13 protein-coding genes are annotated in these 16,835 nt (G+C 69.7%); 7 read left to right on the plus strand and 6 right to left on the minus strand.

Going from position 1 to position 16,835, the window contains the following annotated elements; all coding sequences use genetic code 11:
• The first annotated feature begins 145 nt into the window (after positions 1-145).
• Positions 146-1,147, plus strand: a complete 1,002-nt coding sequence (locus tag LZ198_RS27615; RefSeq protein WP_253975067.1) for a YeiH family protein — start codon at positions 146-148, stop codon at positions 1,145-1,147.
• 15 nt (positions 1,148-1,162) lie between these two features.
• Here the strand turns inward: LZ198_RS27615 and LZ198_RS27620 are convergent, their stop codons facing one another.
• The 3 genes from LZ198_RS27620 to LZ198_RS27630 all read right to left on the minus strand — a co-directional run bounded on the left by LZ198_RS27620 (position 1,163) and on the right by LZ198_RS27630 (position 5,090).
• Positions 1,163-2,077, minus strand: a complete 915-nt coding sequence (locus LZ198_RS27620; RefSeq protein ID WP_253975068.1) for a LysR family transcriptional regulator — start codon at positions 2,075-2,077, stop codon at positions 1,163-1,165.
• Positions 2,078-2,243: 166 nt separating this feature from the next.
• Positions 2,244-3,647, minus strand: coding sequence for a M16 family metallopeptidase (locus tag LZ198_RS27625; protein ID WP_253975069.1), 1,404 nt, complete (start codon positions 3,645-3,647; stop codon positions 2,244-2,246).
• 18 nt (positions 3,648-3,665) lie between these two features.
• Positions 3,666-5,090 carry a M16 family metallopeptidase gene (locus tag LZ198_RS27630; RefSeq protein WP_253975070.1) on the minus strand — a complete coding sequence of 475 codons (1,425 nt, stop codon included), beginning with the start codon at positions 5,088-5,090 and terminating at the stop codon, positions 3,666-3,668.
• A gap of 320 nt (positions 5,091-5,410) precedes the next feature.
• Between LZ198_RS27630 and LZ198_RS27635 the strand changes: the two genes are divergently transcribed.
• Positions 5,411-5,713: a hypothetical protein gene (locus tag LZ198_RS27635; RefSeq protein ID WP_253975071.1), complete on the plus strand. Its 303-nt coding sequence runs from the start codon at positions 5,411-5,413 to the stop codon at positions 5,711-5,713.
• 75 nt (positions 5,714-5,788) lie between these two features.
• Here the strand turns inward: LZ198_RS27635 and LZ198_RS27640 are convergent, their stop codons facing one another.
• A complete protein-coding gene (locus LZ198_RS27640; RefSeq protein ID WP_253975072.1) occupies positions 5,789-6,556 on the minus strand; it encodes a polysaccharide lyase in 768 nt (255 codons plus the stop codon).
• A 234-nt stretch (positions 6,557-6,790) separates the two neighbouring features.
• Between LZ198_RS27640 and LZ198_RS27645 the strand changes: the two genes are divergently transcribed.
• On the plus strand, positions 6,791-7,588 hold the full coding sequence (locus LZ198_RS27645) for an ABC transporter ATP-binding protein (RefSeq protein WP_253975073.1): 798 nt from the start codon (positions 6,791-6,793) through the stop codon (positions 7,586-7,588).
• Positions 7,589-7,657: 69 nt separating this feature from the next.
• Here the strand turns inward: LZ198_RS27645 and LZ198_RS27650 are convergent, their stop codons facing one another.
• The gene (locus LZ198_RS27650; RefSeq protein ID WP_253975074.1) at positions 7,658-10,459 is read right to left on the minus strand and encodes a YncE family protein; all 2,802 of its coding nucleotides are present in this window, start codon (positions 10,457-10,459) and stop codon (positions 7,658-7,660) included.
• A gap of 357 nt (positions 10,460-10,816) precedes the next feature.
• On the opposite strand from LZ198_RS27650, the gene LZ198_RS27655 reads away from it, so the two are divergent.
• The 3 genes from LZ198_RS27655 (at position 10,817) to LZ198_RS27665 (ending at position 14,924) form a co-directional block, all read left to right on the plus strand.
• The gene (locus LZ198_RS27655; protein WP_253975075.1) at positions 10,817-11,830 is read left to right on the plus strand and encodes an AraC family transcriptional regulator; all 1,014 of its coding nucleotides are present in this window, start codon (positions 10,817-10,819) and stop codon (positions 11,828-11,830) included.
• Between the two features lie 89 nt (positions 11,831-11,919).
• Entirely contained in the window at positions 11,920-12,669 is a 750-nt protein-coding gene (locus tag LZ198_RS27660; protein WP_253975076.1) for a hypothetical protein, read from the plus strand.
• Positions 12,666-14,924, plus strand: a complete 2,259-nt coding sequence (locus LZ198_RS27665; protein WP_253975077.1) for a hypothetical protein — start codon at positions 12,666-12,668, stop codon at positions 14,922-14,924. Before LZ198_RS27660 ends, LZ198_RS27665 begins: the two co-directional genes overlap by 4 nt.
• 13 nt (positions 14,925-14,937) lie before the next feature.
• Here LZ198_RS27665 and LZ198_RS27670 read toward each other — a convergent pair whose 3' ends face one another.
• Positions 14,938-15,810 (minus strand): GNAT family N-acetyltransferase, encoded by an 873-nt coding sequence (locus tag LZ198_RS27670; protein WP_253975078.1) that lies wholly within the window; start codon positions 15,808-15,810, stop codon positions 14,938-14,940.
• A gap of 259 nt (positions 15,811-16,069) precedes the next feature.
• Between LZ198_RS27670 and LZ198_RS27675 the strand changes: the two genes are divergently transcribed.
• On the plus strand, positions 16,070-16,786 hold the full coding sequence (locus LZ198_RS27675; RefSeq protein ID WP_253975079.1) for a hypothetical protein: 717 nt from the start codon (positions 16,070-16,072) through the stop codon (positions 16,784-16,786).
• Positions 16,787-16,835: the final 49 nt, after the last annotated feature.

Raw genomic sequence — 16,835 nt, forward strand, 5'->3', positions numbered from 1 at the left:
ATAGGGCACCCACCGCCCACCTGCAATCCAGCACCTTCACGGGCACCCATCCACCGTCGTGCGCGCTGTACAGCCATCAAATCCACGGATGGCTCATCAGTTCTTGCGACTGGTCCGTGGATGGCACGGCGGGCAGTGAAGAGACATGCCCGCGACACCCGCACAGCCCGAAGCCCCTCGCTCCCTCCGCGACACCGCGCTGACGCTCGGGCGCGTGTTGATTCCCGTGGGGGCGCTGGTGAGTCTCTGGCCCGGCGTGTCCACGGCGGTCGCGCTGGTCGCCGGGATGCTGGTGGCCCTGAGCGTGGGCAACCCCTATGCGGCGCTCACCCGTCGCGCGACGCACATGCTGCTGTCCCTCTCCGTGGTGGGCCTGGGCGCGGGCATGGACCTGCGCGTGGTGGCCGCGGAGGGCGCTCGCGGCGCGCTCTACACGGTGGTGGGCATCGCCACGTGTCTGACGCTCGGGGCGCTGCTGACGCGGTGGCTGGGTGTTTCGCGCGGAGCAGGGCTGCTCATCAGCATCGGCACGGCCATCTGCGGAGGCAGCGCCATCGCGGCGATGGTGCCCGTGTTGCGTCCTCGGGAGGAGGACGTGTCCATCGCGCTGGGGACGGTGTTCCTGCTCAACGCCGTGGCACTCTTCGTCTTCCCCATCGTGGGACAGGCCGTGGGGCTGGATGCTCGCCAGTTCGGCCTGTGGAGCGCGCTGGCCATCCACGACACCAGCTCCGTGGTGGGCGCGGCCATGCGGTACGGGCCGCAGGCGCTGGAGGTGGCCACCACGGTGAAGCTGGCGCGCGCGCTGTGGATCGTCCCGCTGACGTTGGCCGTGGGCTCCTGGCTCCGGCGAACGGGAAGGACGCCCGCGCAAGGGCAAGGGCCCGCGCGCAGGCCGTGGTTCATCCTCGGCTTCCTCTCCGTGGCGGCCCTGGTGACCTGGGTGCCCTCGCTCCAGCCCGCGGGACTCGTCGTGACCCACGTGTCCCAACGAGTCCTCGTGCTGACCCTGTTCCTCATCGGAGCCGGCTTCTCGCGGCAGGCCCTCCGCTCCGTGGGCCTCGAGCCGCTGGCCCAGGGCATCACCCTGTGGCTCTGCATGGCGGGCCTGAGCCTGGGAGCCCTCGTCCTCCACGTCATCACGTGAGGCCGCGGGGTCCCCTCACGCATGGGATGGCGAAGGGGGCGCCGCGCGCGCATGGCGCAGGAAGTGGCCCGCGATGCCGGCGGGGACATCCACCGGGAGCACCCAGGAGAAGGTCCGCCGCACCCGCAGGTCGGGCAGGGGGAGCACTCGGAAGCGCCCCGAACCCAGCTCCGCCTGGATGCTCCAGCGCGAGAGGAACCCCACCCCCAACCCCGCCGCCACCGCGCCCTTGATGGTCTCGGTGCCACCGAGCTGGAGGTCTCCCGCCTGGGGACCGCGCCTCACGCCGGCCCGCTTCAGCGCGCGCTCCAGCACCGCGCGGGTACCCGACCCCAGCTCGCGCCAGAGCAGCGGCACCGTCTGGAGCATGTCGAGGGTCCGCACCCGCAGAAGCTCCCCGGGAGCGTGCGTGGCGACGACGGGCAGCAGCTCGTCGTCCAGGTAGTGCTCCAGGCGGAGGCCGGCGGCGCGGGCATGCCCCTCCACCAACCCCAGCGGCGCCCGGCCCTCCCCCACCCAGCCGAGCACCTGCTCGGAGTTGCCCACCTCCAGGCGCACCCGCAGTCCCCGGTGCACGCGCAGGAAGGACGCCAGCAGGTCCGGGACGACGTAGCTGGCCAGCGTGGTGCTCGCGGCCAGCACGAGCTCGCCCTTCAGGACGTCCTCACCCGCCACCGCGAGCGCGGCCTCCTCCAGGAGTTGATGGTGCCGCTGCGCATACGCCAGCAGGCGCTGTCCGGCCTCGTTGAGGCGAACGCCACGCGCCGTGCGCACCAACAGGGGCTGGCCGCATTCGCGCTCGAGCTGTCGGATTTGAGCGGTGACGGCGGGCTGGGACAGGTGCAGCAACCGGGACGCCGCGGACACCTGTCCCGTGGTCGCCACCACACGGAAGGTCTCGAGGCGGCGGGGGTCCAGGCGGTTGCTCAAGGGAGTCTCCAGGCGGGGTGTCCCAACCAGGCGGGCCTGCCTCGCTTCATCGAGGGCGAAGCCGCGACTCCAGGAAGTGTCCCACGAAAGGGAGCAGATGCCCCGCGAGACTTCTCGGGCACCCGAGAGGGCGGAGGCACGCGGCCCTCCGCCCTCCGGAGCGACGTCAGCGCAGCGCGGGCGTGACGACCTTCAACTGCGGCTTCACGGTCTTCAGGTCGCCCACGACGACGAACGTCATCGAGTCACGCACCAGCGTCTTCGCCGCCGCCTGCTGCACCTGCTCCGGCGTGACGGCCATCACCGCCTGCACGTAGTCGCGAATGTACGCGTCCGACAGGCCATGCAGGTCCACGAACGCCAGTTGGTTGATGATGCCCTCGCGCGACGCGTTCTCCAGCAGGAACGTCCCCGCCAGGTAGTTCTGCACGGAGCGCAGCTCGTCCGCGGGCGGCGGCGTCTTCCGCAGCGACTCCACCTCGCCCAGGATCTCCTTCAACGACTCACCCGTGACGGCGGTCGTCACGTCCGCGCGCTGCACCCAGAAGGCATCGTCCGGGTGCAGGGTCACCATGCTGATGGGCGAATACGAATACCCGCGCTTCTCGCGGATGTTCGCGGTGATGCGCGAGCTGAAGTAGCCACCGAGCAGGACGTTCATCACCCGCTGCTGGATGTAGTCCGGGCTGGTGGGCGACACGGCCTTCACCGCGACACGCACCGTGGACTGCACCGCGCCTGGGCGGTCGATGAACTGCACCGTCTTCGCCACCTTCTGCTTGGGTACGTTGCGCACGCGCGCGGCCCCCGCCTTCCAGCCGGAGAACGCGTCCCGCACCGCCTTCTCCACCGCCGCCGCGTCGAAGCGCCCGACGATGTAGAGCCGCGAGCGGGCCGCGCCCACGTTCGCGTCGTAGAAGGCCCGCACCAGCTCCGGCGTGTACCCCTTGAGCATCGCCTCCGTGGGGAACGTGCGCCCGTACGGGTGGTCCCCGTAGAGCGACTGCGCGAGCTTCTCGTCGGCGAGCACCTGCGGCTGGCTCTTGTAGATGGCCATGTCGCGCAGGAGGTCGCCCTTCAAGCGCTCCACCTGCGCGGGCGCGAAGGTGGGGTTCATCGCGACGTCCGCCACCAGCGCCACGGCCTCCGGCGCGGACTCGGACAGCACCTCCATGCCGATGGCGCTCTGGTCCTGGCGCGTCGACACGTTGAGCGAGCCACCCAGCAGCGCCGCCGCCTGGGCGATCTGCTCCGCCGACCGGGTGGTGGTGCCCTCCGGCAACAGCCGCCCCATCAGGTCCGCGAGCCAGGTCTCGTTCGTCTTCTCGTGGATGTTGCCCGTATCCACCATCAGCCGGATGGTGACCATGGGCATGTCGCCATAGGGCACCATGGAGACCTGCAAGCCATTGTCGAGCTTCAGCTCCGTGCGGGCCGGCGGATTGAACGGCTTGGGCGCGCCCGCCACGGGCGGCGCCTCCTTCACGGGGGCCTGGGCGAGCACGACCGGCGAGGAGACCAGCCCGAGCACCATCAGCGCGGGCACGATGCGAGTGCGAAGGGAGTTCATGTTCATGTCGCGGTCTCCTCAGGGGGCCTGGGTCTTCGCGGCGGCCGCGGGCGCGGGCGTCACCGTGAGGATGGTGCGGTTCTCGCGGCGCAGGTACTCACGCGCCGTCTTCTGGATGAGCTCCGGCGTCACCTTCATCAGCTCGCCCTCGAGGCGGTTGACGCGCGACGGGTCGTCGTAGAAGAGCGCGAACGACGCCAGCAGGTCCGCCCGGCCGAAGCCGTACAGCGACTCCACCTGCCGGTAGAGCTGCGAGCGCGCCTTCACCCGGGCCCGCGCCAGCGTCGCCTCGTCGAGCGGCTTCTCGCGCAGGGCCTCCACCGCCGCGTCGATCTCCTTCACGATGGCGTCCGGTGCCGTGGCCTGGTCGTGGTACAGGTACGCCGTCCACTGCATGGGCCCGAAGTAGTTCCACGGGTTGCCCAGCTGGTTCACCCCACCCTGCACCTCGCCCGTCAGCCCCTTCTGCTGCACGAGCCGCTGGTAGAGCGCGCTGTCGTTGTCCTGCACCAGCACCTGGTCGATGAGCGCCATCGCGTAGTGCTCGGGCGTGCCCGGCGACGGCATGTGGTAGCCCACCGCGAGGGCCGGGCGCTGCGCCAGCGCGTCCTGCTTGTCGCGCCGCTTCTCCTGCTCCTGGCGCGGCTCGGAGATGTCCGGCTTCTTCGGCTGCTCCATCTTGGGCAGCGCGGAGAAGTACTTCTGAACCCAGCCCTTCACCTGCTCGGGCTCGAAGTCACCCACCACCACCAGCACGGCGTTGCTCGGCGCGTAGTACGTCTTGAAGAACGAGCGCACGTCGTCCAGCGTCGCCGCCTCCAGGTCCTTCAGGTCGCCGTAGAAGTTGTGCGCGTTGTACCAGTTGGTGTTCGCCGCCTGCGGCATGTCCAGCCACGGGAAGCCGCCGTACGGCTGGTTGAGGACGTTGACCTTCACCTCGTTGGCCACCACGCCCTGCTGGTTCTTCAGGTTCTCCGGCGTCACCTCCAGGCTTCGCATCCGGTCCGCCTCGGCCCAGAGCATCGTCTCCAGCGCGTTGGCCGGGACGATTTCGAAGTAGTTGGTGAAGTCGAACCGCGTGGAGCCGTTGAGCACGCCGCCGTTCTTCTGGATGAGGCGGATGAACTCCATCTTCCCCAGGTTGCGCGAGCCCTGGAACATCATGTGCTCGAACAGGTGCGCGAAGCCCGTGCGGTCCTTCGGCTCGATGCGGAAGCCGATGTTGTAATAGACAGCCACCGTCGCCGTGGGCGCCGTGGTGTCGCGCGACAGGACCACCTTCAAGCCGTTGTCGAGCTTGAAGTAGTCCACGGGTACCTGGAATCCCGCCTTGGGGGCCTCCGCCACCGGAGGCGCCTCCGTCACCGGAGCCGGCGACGGCTTCGATGCCTCCTGCGTGGTCGCACACCCCGTGAGCGCGGCCAGCGCTACCGCTCCCAACATGCTTCGCATCGGACCTCCTCGAAGGACCTCGTGTCGTTACCGAAGGACGCAGCCACTACGTCGATATCGCACCCCGATTGCCAAAGTTCCGGAGCCCTCGCAATGGAACAAATCCACGCGCACCCATGACGCGCGACGTTGACCTCTCCGCGCCTCATGACCCCACCGTCACCTGGCGGACACTCGCCTGGAGGAACGCCAATCCCTGCCACGCGCCTCGACGGGCTCGACCCAGGTTTTGCGGTTTTGTGGCTTGAGCAAGATAATCACGTCTGCCGGCTCACGCTCCGTGAGCAGGGCACCCGCTGCGTGGAGACACCATGAATCCGTTCTCGAAGAAGCTGCTGCTCGCAGGCGCCGCGCTGTTGCTGACCCCGCTGACCGCCTCCGCGCTACCGGAGGACTGTGACACGGCCTGTGAGCCCACCACGCCCTGCTGGGTGCGGTGTGCCCTGCCCTGGAACACGACCATCGTCACGTGTGGTGTGTGGGTGGAGGAGTACTCCGTCGGGACGTGTGGCGAGACGCTGACCGCGCCCTCCGAGGAGCCGCGCGCGTCGGTGGAGCCACAGGTGCCGGTGTGCGCCGAGCCGATGACGCGCGTGTCCGCGGCGACGCCGTAGCCCGGCCCGGAGGCAGACGGCCCCGCGCTCCCTGATACCGGGAGGCGGGGCCGGGTCACACGGAGCGCGCCGCGCCTACCACTGCGCGGGGTCCGCGTCCGCGAAGGTCGTGCCCACGCCGATCTCGTCGAACCAGACGCTGCGCGTGCCCTGGCTGCCCTGCATGGAGCCGCTGTCGTGCCAGCCATTGGCATACAGGCCCACGCGGAACTGGAAGGCGCGGTCGTCCGCCACGGTGGTGACCAGGTTGTACTGCTCCAGCACCTTCACGCCGTCGAACCACAGCTTGTAGTAGCCGCTGTCGTCGCTCGCCCACTTCGCCTGGATGACGACCTTGTGCCACTCGCCCGCCGTCACCGTGGCCAGGTTGCCGAAGGTCACCGTCTTCTGGTTGCACACGGTGCCCTGCTTCACGCGCGTGAAGAGCTGGTTGCCCTGGAGCCACACCATGCTCGACGGCATGTAGTCGTCGCAGCCCGTGTCGGAGAAGTCCGCGATGAACTGGGCGATGTTGTAGGACTGCGGCTGGAACTGCCAGTCCTGCTGGAGGCGGAACGCGAAGCCGTAGAAGCCCATGTCGCCCCGGCGGTACACGTTCGTCTTCATCACCTCCGAGTGGTAGCGGCCGGTGTACGCGGGGTCGTAGACCTGCGTGGCCTTGATGGCCGTGGGGCCTTCGTAGGTGACGTTGGTCACCTCCAGCACGGAGCCGTTGTGCTCGCTGCTGACGGCGTTCCAGCCGGACAGCGTGCCCGTGTTGTGGAACAGCGCGGCGGCCTCCGCCACCAGGCTGAACGCGAGCAGGGATGCGCCGACAGCCACGCCGACATTCTGGATCTTCATGGGGGTCCGAGGAGTGCGGTGGACGGCCCGGACACCCGCTCCCCACCACGCGTGGAGCGGACCCGGACCGCCAGGAGAATTCCTGGTATTTCCGCATATACTCGTCTCCTGGGTTGGCGGCAGCGTCTTCGACCCGCGAGGTCCCGGGCTGTTGGCTGGCGAGCAGGGGACGGGAGGTGGCGGGCCTGCTTCGGGAGGAGCGGCGAGGCGGGGCTCGCACTATGGTGGGGGGCGATGAGCGACACGGGTACGCGGCCGGCGGGCAAGCTGGCCATCGAGGTCAGGGGTCTCCACAAGTCCTTCGGGGACAACGCGGCGTTGCGAGGGGTGGACCTCGAGGTGCCGGAGGGGACGACCTGTGTCCTGATGGGGGTGTCGGGCTCCGGCAAGTCCGTGCTGATGAAGCACATCATGGGGCTGATGCAGCCGGACCGGGGCGTGGTGCTGGTGGACGGGGAGGACGTGGCGAAGATGGACGAGGCGGCGCTGAGCCAGATGCGCCGCAAGCAGGGCATCCTCTTCCAGGCCAACGCGCTGTTCGACTCGCTCAACGTCTACGACAACGTGGCGTTCCCGCTGCGCGAGCGCACGCGCATGTCCGAGACGGAGATTCAGCAGACGGTGGACAAGACGCTGACGTCGGTGGGGCTGTCCCACGCGAAGACGCGCTTCCCCGGCGAGCTGTCCGGCGGCATGCAGAAGCGCGTGGGCTTCGCGCGCGCGGCCATCCTCCAGCCGAAGATCCTCCTCTACGACGACCCCACCGCCGGCCTGGACCCGCTCACCACGGCGTCCGTGAACGAAATCATCTTCACGGGCAAGCAGCAGCTGGGCGCCACGTCGCTGGTGATTACGCCGGACGTGGCCTCCGCGTTCGGCATGGCGGACAACCTGGCGCTCATGCACGAGGGCCGCGTCGTCGAGTACGGCCCGCCGGACCGGTTCCGCGAGTCCAAGCACCCCGCGGTGCAGGCCTTCCTGCGCAACTGGCTGCGCCGGCGCGCGCAGAAGGGCGACGCGCCGAAGCAGTGAGCGCCACGTCGCGCCGGCCTCCCGCGAGGAGCCGTCCAGCCTCCTCGCGGGGAGCCTCACGTCACGCGGTCAGCGATTGAGCCCGATGCGCGAACCCGAGCCCGGCGGCACGCAGGTGTACGTCACCTCCTGCCCGGCCGTCTTCGCGTAGTTGCGCAGCGTCGCGTCCGTCACGGTCGCCGTCGTCCCGTCATCCGGCGTGAAGGCATTCGCGGACGGGCTGAAGAGGAAGCCCTTCACGCGCCCGCTCAGCGCCACCTTCGCCACCAGGTCGCACTCGGTCACCGTGCCGCCCAGAATCTTCGAGGCGAACGGCGTCTTCGCCCGCTGGAGGAGCAGGTCGACGCGTGCCCCCGCGCTCGCCGCGTTCGTGCTCGTCAGCGTCACCTGCTGCCCCACGATGGGCGCCAGGTCCGTGTCGAACGCGAGGATGAGCTGCTCCACGTCCCGGCGCGTCGCGTCCGGGTTGTTCAACGGGAAGCCCACGCCGATGCTCGGGATGAACACGATGGCGGACAGGAACCGCGCAATCGTGTCCACCGCGCCGTCGTGCACGAAGCCGAAGCCGCGCACCTGGTCACCCTGCCAGCCGCTGTCCTGCGCCAGGAAGAACGGCGTCGTCGGGTTCCCGAACATGCCCACCTTCTGGTACGCGTTGCGCAGGTGCGGAATCTTCACGATCTGCGGGATGTTCTCGAAGCTCGCCTTGCCGTCCGTGCCGAAGAAGCCCTGCGACGAATCCAGCCGGTGGCAGCCCTCGCAGGTGAACCCCAGGCCCTCGCCCAGCGGCAGACCGTCCGAACGGCGCGAACCCGCGTAGAAGTTCAAGCCGCGCTGCTGCGCCGTCGTCAGCGTGTTGTCCAGGTTGCGCACCGGGTTCGGCGGCAACTGCACCTGCAACTGGAAGTCCGTGAAGCGCTGCATCTCCGCCTGCGTGGGCTTGGTCGCGCGCCCCAGGAGCCCCTCGAAGGCGACGATGAAGTTCATGAAGGAGTGGTTGGGGTCCGCCCCGTTCACGCCGAAGAAGCCGTTGGAGCGGTCGCCGCGCCAGTGCATCGCGCCGGAGACCACCATGCCGCGCAGGGTCTGCGTGGTCATGGGGCCCTTCATCGGGTGGAAGTCCTCCACGCGCCCCGAGCCGTTGATGTGCGGCTTGAGCAGCTCCGCGGCGCCCAGCAGGCGCCCCTGAATCGGGTTCTGCACCACGTCGTCGTCCGGGTTGCCCAGGTCCCACGCCAGGTCGTCCATGTCGCCGAAGATGTGGCAGCTGGCGCACGACGCCTCGCCGTTGGCGGAGGAAATGGCGGCGTCATAGAGGAGAGGACGGCCCTGCACCACGGAGGTGGGCTCCGGGTTGGGCAGCACCTGCTTGCCCAGCTCCGCCTTGGTGGCCAGGTCGATGACCTTCACCGCGTTGTCGAAGCGGGTCATCACGTACAGCCGGCCGCGCGCCTCATCCAGAATCAGGCCGCTGGGACCGCCGCCGCTGACGGGGATGTACGCCGCGCTCGCCAGCTTCGGGTTGAAGCTGTCCGCCTCCAGCGCCTGCGTGTCGAACACGCCAATCTTGCTGGAGCTGTACGCGGCCACGTACAGCGTGCGGCCGTCCTTGGTCACCACCATCTCCGTCGGCGTGGCGAGGCTGTGCTGCTTGGCCGTCGTGTCGTAGGCCGGGTCCGTCACCAGCTTCGAGTAGTCCAGGTGCTTGTTGAGGTGACGGGGCAACACGCTGCCGCCGAGGATGGCGGTGATGCGCGTCTCCGCCAGGTGGCCCTGCACCGTCGTGCCGCCGTAGCTGCCCGGGCCCTCGAAGCGCACGTGGTTGAAGGCCTCCGTGTTGGACACGTACACCGTGCCCGTCACCGGGTTGGTCGCCATGTTGAACAGCGTGGTGCCCACGTGCTCGTAGGCCGCCTTCTGCCCCAGCGAGTTCGCGTCGAGGGCGAACACGTCCTGGTCCGGCAGGCGGAAGCGCACCGCGTTGTTCCAGTTGCGGCCCAGCTCGTCCTGCCATTGGCTGAATTGGTTGTTGTACTTCACGACGAGGGCAACTTCCGGCGCGGGGATGCCCTCGTGGTTGGTGGCGGGGCCCGGGCTGCCGCCCGGATAGATGGAGCCATTCACCAGACACGGCAGATAGGGATTGAAGCCCTCACAGACGGTCTCCTCGAGGATGCTCGTCGTCTGGTTTCCGGACTTGAAGATGGCCGCGTACACCGTCTGGCCATCCGGGCTCACCGTCAGCGCGCGCGGCGTGTCGCCGAACAGCGTCACGATGCGCGCGGGCGTGCCGCCCAGCGTGGCGCCCAGGTTGGCCGGGTCGAACACCCACACGTCCGCGCGCCCCACGCCCGGCGTGGTCAACTGCGGGTCGCCCGCGCCCGGCACCGCCGCGATGGACGAATGCGTGCGGTGCTGCCCGCGGTGCGCGGTGGTGATGAACGCGCGGCGCGCCGTGCCCGCGAACACGATGTCGCGCGGCTCGTCTCCCACCAGCAGCGTGCGCACCACGCGCGGTACCCCCGCGAGCGACACCACGCTGATGCTGTCAGACAGGTGGTTCACCACCCAGACCTCGTCGTTGGTCCGCGCCGCCACGGCCACCGGCTCCAGCCCCACCGACACCCGCGCCTGCAAACTCAAGCCCGACGCGCTCACGTTGAAGATGGACAGCGTGTTGTCCGGCGTGTTCACCGCGAACAGGCGCGTGCCGTCCGGTGACAGCGCGAGCGGACGGACGTGGCCACTCTCGAAAGCAATGAACGACGGTGGAGCCGCCACCGCCGTCCCAAAGCCAGGCGACACCAGGGCCAGCAGCGCGAGCGCCGCCAGCCAGGACCTCTGGATGCTCAAAAGCCTCAGGGGAGTCATGGGGAGTCAGACCTCATTACGGGTTCCAGGGGGACGACCACGGCGCGAGCCCATCCCACGCCGCGCACCGCGAGCCCGCCTCCCACGCCGGCTGCCCACGGCGAGGACGACGAGCACGACGGAAGGGGAAGGTCGGAACGAATGCGAGCGGAGCGGAAAAGCGCGGAGCCCCTGAAGCGGCTACACCGCGCGACGTGAACTCCGAGCGGTAACGCGTTGTGTCACCCAGCGGACACACGATGCGAAAGCAAGCATCCGCACCTCCGACATGGCAGGATTTCGAGGAAGACAGGCTACCGATAGCCACGCTGCGTTGCTTGCCCGTTTGCGCCAATTCCTTTGGCCGAAAGCGACACCATGAGCCAATCCGCGACCCTGTTGACGAGCTGGGCGCTGGCGCTCCACCGGACGCTCGAGCTGCGCGGCGTGGCCTCGCACCCGTTGTTCGTGAAGGCGGGATTGGACCCGAGCCTGCTGGGGGACGCGAACGCGCGCTATTCATTGGAAGGGATGACGCGCCTGTGGCGGCTGGCGGTGGAGTCGTCGGGGGACCCGGCCATCGGGTTGGAGATGGCGCGGCAGGTGAGCCCCACCACGTTCCACGCGGTGGGGTACCGCCTCAACGCGTCGACCACGCTGCGCGAGGCGTTCGAGCGACTGGTGCACGCGGTGGCCCTGGTGAGCGACGCGCTGCACCCGTCGTTCACCCGGGATGGGGACTGCTACCACGTGATCCTCGCCACCGCGGAGCGGGGGCCCCACCTGTGCGCGGAGGAGACGGACGCGGTGGCGTACCTGTTGGTGCGCTTCTGCCGCGTGGCGTATGGCCGTGAGCTGTCCCCGCGCGAGGTGCTGCTGCGGCGCTCCCGGCCGGCGGACCTGACGCCGTACGAGAAGCTGTTCCGCTGCAAGGTGACGTTCGAGGCGGAGGCGGACGTGCTCATCTACGAGCGCGCGCCGTTCGAGGCCACGCTGCCCGGGGCGAACCCGGAGCTGGCGCGCATCAACGACGAGCTCATCTCCCGGCACCTGGCGCGGCAGACGGGGCTGGACGTGGTGGCGCGGGTGCGCGCGGTGCTGGAGGAGCTGCTGCCCCAGGGCGAGCCCACGCAGGAGAAGGTGGCGGAGCGGCTGCACATGAGCTCGCGCAGCCTCCAGCGGCGGCTGGTGGACTCGGGCTCCGGCTTCCGCGAGCTGCTGGCGGAGACGCGCCGGACGCTGGCCCTCTCCTACCTGGCCGAGCCGGGGTGCTCGGTGAGCGAGATTGCGTACCGGCTGGGCTTCTCCGACGTGAGCACCTTCACCCGCGCCTTCCGCCGGTGGACGGGACAGCCGCCCAGCCGCTTCGGCGCGCCGCCACGAGTGCGCTAGCGGTCCTCAGTGACACGCCGCTCACGGCTGGCATCGACATTGCTCTGATGGCACATATCCAGCCATCACCCATGCCCTCCGCGTCTCCCTTGCCACAACACCGTGGCCGTCTGGCCGCCCTGCTCCTGCTCGCGGGCGCGGTGCTGTCGTGCCGGGCCCCGGAGCCTCCGCGTCCGCCGCCCCGCGTCGTCCTCTGGGCCTGGGAGCGGCCCGAGGACCTGCGCTTCCTCGAAGGCCAGGACGTCGAGGTGTCCGTCCTGCTCGCGACGCTGAGGCTGCGCCCCTCGCGCTTCCTCACCTTCGCGCGCCAGCAGCCCATCCGGCTGCCCCCGGGCCTGCGTCCGTGCGGCACGGTGCGGCTGGAGATGCAGGAGGGCGCGTCCCTCGCCCGCTACTCGCCCGAGCAACTGCGCGAGGTGGCCCAGCGCCTCACCGACCTGGCCCGGGTGCGGGACGTGGCCATGCTCCAGCTCGACTTCGATGTCCGGGAGTCCGAGCACGAGGCCTATCTGGCGCTCCTGCGTGAGACGCGCGAGCTGCTCGGCCCGAGCCGTCGCCTGTCCATCACCGGGCTCGCCTCCTGGTGCGTGGCGGGGGGCTTCGTGGAGCGGGCCCCCGTGGACGAGGTCGTGCCGCAGCTGTTCCGCATGGGCCCGGAGAGCCCCACGTGGCGCGAGCGCTTCGCCCGGGGCCCCGTCGCGTCCTGCGGCGACAGCGTGGGCCTCGCGATGGACGAGTGGCACGTCCCACCCCAGGGCCCCTCCACTCTCTACCTCTTCAATCCCCACCCGTGGACGCGTGACGCGCTCGCCCGGGCGATGACGGACCTGAAACCATGAGACACCTGCTCGCGGCCCTGCTCTGCCTCACGCTCCTGTGGCCTTCCACGCGGGCCCAGGCCTGTGGCTACGACGACCCCAACCCCGACGACCCCACCGCCCACCCCGAGAACTTCTCCGCCTTCGCGGAGGGTCGGCTCGGGCTGCTGCTGCCCACCTACCGTCCCGCGTATCTCGCCTTCGCGTGGCGCGTGATGCAGGGCACCCCCACCACGCCGGAGGAGAGGCGCACGCTCCTGGAGACCTGGTCGCTGATGGAAGGGTCCACCCCCCCCGGCGACGTGGAGCGGGAGATGCAACGCTGGCTCGACGCGCGGACCGCCGCCCTGCGCCCCAAGGGAGAGTCCCCCGAGGAACTCACGGCCCGACGGGACGCCATCCGTCGACAAGCGCTCCTCATCCACGGCGACGCCTTCGAGCGGGCGGCGGAAGCCGTGCAGTCCCTGTCCCGGCTCTGGAAGAAGCACCCCGAGTTGGTCGCGGAGTGGATCTCCGCCCAGGACGCCCTCTTCGAGGGAGACTGTGAAGTCCGGGTCGAGGACGGGACGGAGGCCGAGGCGGCCCCCGCCCCGAAGCTCCCCAAGGAGGTGCAATCCCGACGCGAGGCCGAGCACGACTACCAGTCCGCCGCGTCCCATCTCTATTGCGGCCGTTTCGACGAGGCGCTCGCGGCCTTCCGTCGCATCTCCGAGCAGGCCGGCTCACCGTATCGGACCCGCGCCGCCTATCTCGTGGCACGGACCCAGGTACGCCGGGCGCTGATGACGCAGGCCCAGTGGAACGAGCAGCCTCCCTACAGCCCCACGGCCGACCAGACAGCGCTGTTCACCTCATGGCTCACCGAGGCCGACGCGACCATCGAGACGCTCCTCGCCACCCGAGCGTCGAGGGAGTTCCACGGCCCCGCGAGGCGCCTGCGCAGCCTCATCCGGTTGCGCACCCAGCCCGAGACCTGGGCCTGTGAGCTGCCCACACTCGTGCTCCAGCCAGGGACGGGCTCGGCGCTCGCGGCGGAGCTCCGGGACTTCAACCGCACCTTCAATCCCTCCCGGCCCTGTGCGTCGAGCCCCGCCTCGGTGCGCGAGATGTTCGACTGGATTCGGGCCATGTATGGACCGAGCCGATATGCCCCCACGGAGGAGGAGCGGACCGCGCTGAGGCGGGAGGTCGTCGCGACGGCGATGAAACACTGGGAGGCGAGGCACCAACCGCTCTGGCTCATCCCGGCGCTGCTCCACTCCCAGGTAGGAGACCCGCACTTGGATGTGCTGCTCGCGGCGACCGCCGAGGTCCCCGCCGCGGCCCCCGTGGGCGTGATGCTCGCGCTCTACTCCGTGCGACTGATGAGGGAGCAGGGCCTCACGGACGCCGCCTACGCGCGACTCTCGAAGGTGTCCCCCGACGCGACGACGGACTTCCCCATCAGCGATGGCTTGCTGCGGGAGGAGCGCATCCGGCTCGCGCGGAGCTGGGATGAAGCCATCTTCTACGCGAGACCCCGCCTCGTCGGAGAGGGGGAGCCCAGCCACCCCGGCGTCATCGACTGGGAGCGCCCCGAGACCCGCTTCATCACCTTCTCCTGGCAGGCGTCGAACATCCTCGAGCCACAGCTCACCACCCACCGCATGGGTGAGCTGGCACACCATCCGCTCGTCCCGCCGAGCCAGCGCCGAGGGCTGCGTTGGACCACCTTCGTTCGAGCCGCCGTCATGGGAGACGACGAGACCCTCCAACGCATGGCGAAGGAGCTGGCCCAGACGGAACCTCCCGCCCGGGAGGAGCTGCTCACGCTCGTCTCCCGGAAGACCCCCGAAGAGCGCCTCTTCGAGGCCCGGCTGCTCATCATGGGACTGTCCCGGGTCTCCACCAGCCTGCTGACGAACTCGGCCGGTGCCGCCGAGACCGACCTCACCCGGGTCGCTTCCTGGTCCCAGAACTGGTGGTGCACGACCCCGGCGGAGAGCTCCAAACCTCGCTTGCGCTTCGTGAGCGAGGAGGAACACACGGAGGCGGGCGCCGAACGCAAGAAGCTCTCCGAGGCGGGCTCCGCCGTGGTGTTCTTCTCGAACGTCGCGCTCGCCTGGGCCAAGGCCCATCCCGATGACCCTCGCGCCCCCATCGCCCTCTACCGCGCCGTCCGCTCCAGCAAACACGGCTGCGAGAAGGAGACCCGCGCGGCGCGCGATGCGTTCCGCTACCTGCACAAGCACTACGGCAAGAGCACCTGGGCGAAGCGCGTGCCTTATGTCTATTGAGACGTCCGCGGCGTCACGTCCGGGCCATCACCGGGAAGCGGTCCGGTCCGTCCGGTAGCGACAGGCCGCGGACGAACAGGTCCGCCTCGGTGTCCTCGCCGAGTTCCCGGGCCTCCGGCCACCACCGCTCCGGGGTGAACCCGAACTGGATGGACGTGACGGGCGCGTCCACGAGGCGCGACAGGTGGGGCCGCAGGTCGAAGGGCTCCCGCGCGAAGAGGTCGTCGACGTAGAGCGTGCCGTCCTCGACGCCCGCGAACACCCACGCGTCGTCACTCAACCGCCGCAGCGGGCGCGCGAAGTCCGCCGCCGCGTACCAACTGGCGATGCGCGCATGGCGCCACGCGCCGAAGCGCTCCGTCACCGGGGCCGCCGTCTCCTCCCAGGCGTGCAGCCGCGCGCGCACGGCCCCATCGGTCAGGTCCAACACGGGCGCGGCCTCGCCCCCGGGCTCCACCGTCAGCGAGACACCGAAGAGCGACTGCCGCCGGGGCACGAAGCCGAAGCGCGGATAGAGCCCGAGCACGTTCTTGTTCGCGAACAACACCACGGGCGCAGCACCACAGTCGTCCAGCGCGGCCTCCATCACGAGCCGCGCCAGCCCGCGTCCCCGATGGGACGGGATGCACCCCACCGCGCCGAGCTGGTATCCCAGGACGTCCCGCCCCTCGACCCGCAGGTGCATCCGCGTCACGGAGGCGTTCGCCACCACCTGTCCGTCGTCGAACACGCAGTACGCGTGATAGGCGTCCGTCCACTCGCCCCAGGCGCACCAGCGCCGGAAGTCCACGGTGCGGAAGACCTGTGGCACATAGCCACAGAACGCCTCTTGGAGCGCCGTGTCACCAGGGCCGACGCGGATGACTCGGGGTTGGGTGGAACGCATGGCGCGAGAGATTAGTCGCCACACCCCTCCCGTTCACGTCCCCCGCGGGAACGCGGCCTGGCTCCATGGCGGCGGCGCGTGACGGCCTCACGGGGGCTGTCGCCCCAGGCCTTCCCGGCGCCCTGACAAGGGTGTAGAGACACGCCCGAAACGCTCGTTGCACGAATTGCGACATTGAATCAGCGACGCCTGCCGGCGTCGTAATCGCCGCTCCGCCGGGCACCCTTCTGGCGGACCCCTTACTCAAGGAGCAACACGAATGATGCGCCTCTCGCGGGGACTGTCCCTGACGTCGCTGTGTCTCTCTCTCGCCGCCTGTGGCGCCAGCAAGATGTACACGCTGCCGGTGGCCCCCGACCGCGTCTCCGAGACCCAGGCCAACCTCTGGACCTGCGCCACCCAGGCGGGGCTCGAGTCCCAGGCCCACGGCTCGGACGTCACCAGCGTCAAGTACGACGAGACCACCATGCTGTACTACCGCTACGACGGCGCGGGCGCGTTCGCCTTCCAGGTCATCGTGGACGACAAGGCCGTCCCCCCCGACCAGGTCGAGGGCAAGCTCTCCGTGGCGCGCAAGCAGGGCGAGGCCCTCTACGCCTGCGCCCAGGACCGCGCCAACCCCCACTACGTCGAGTCCGCCGCGCCTTCGTCCACCACCAACATCAACGTCAACCTGAACGCGAACGTCTCCGCCGACGCGTCGGGTGGCGGCGCGTATGTGTCCTCGTCCTCGGGGGGCGCGTCCGCCTCCGCGTCCGTGAACATGAGCGGCACCTGCGCCCGCGCCGTGGACTGCTACGCGCGGCTGGCCAAGACGGTGTGCGAGGGCGCGCAGGACTGCTCCTTCAAGGTCGAGCTCTCCGGCAACGACGAGACGTCCTGCCGCGAGGCCCTGCTCCGCGTCCCCGACCTGCTCATGCCGTTCCGGATGGTGCGCCCGGACATCTCCGCGCCGACGGTCTGCCGCGCCGACTGAGGCCGGGAGGATGGACGTCCGCCCTCGCGCCAGCTCACGCGAGGGCGGA

The sequence above is a fragment of the Myxococcus dinghuensis genome, assembly GCF_024198235.1.
GTDB lineage: Bacteria > Myxococcota > Myxococcia > Myxococcales > Myxococcaceae > Myxococcus > Myxococcus dinghuensis.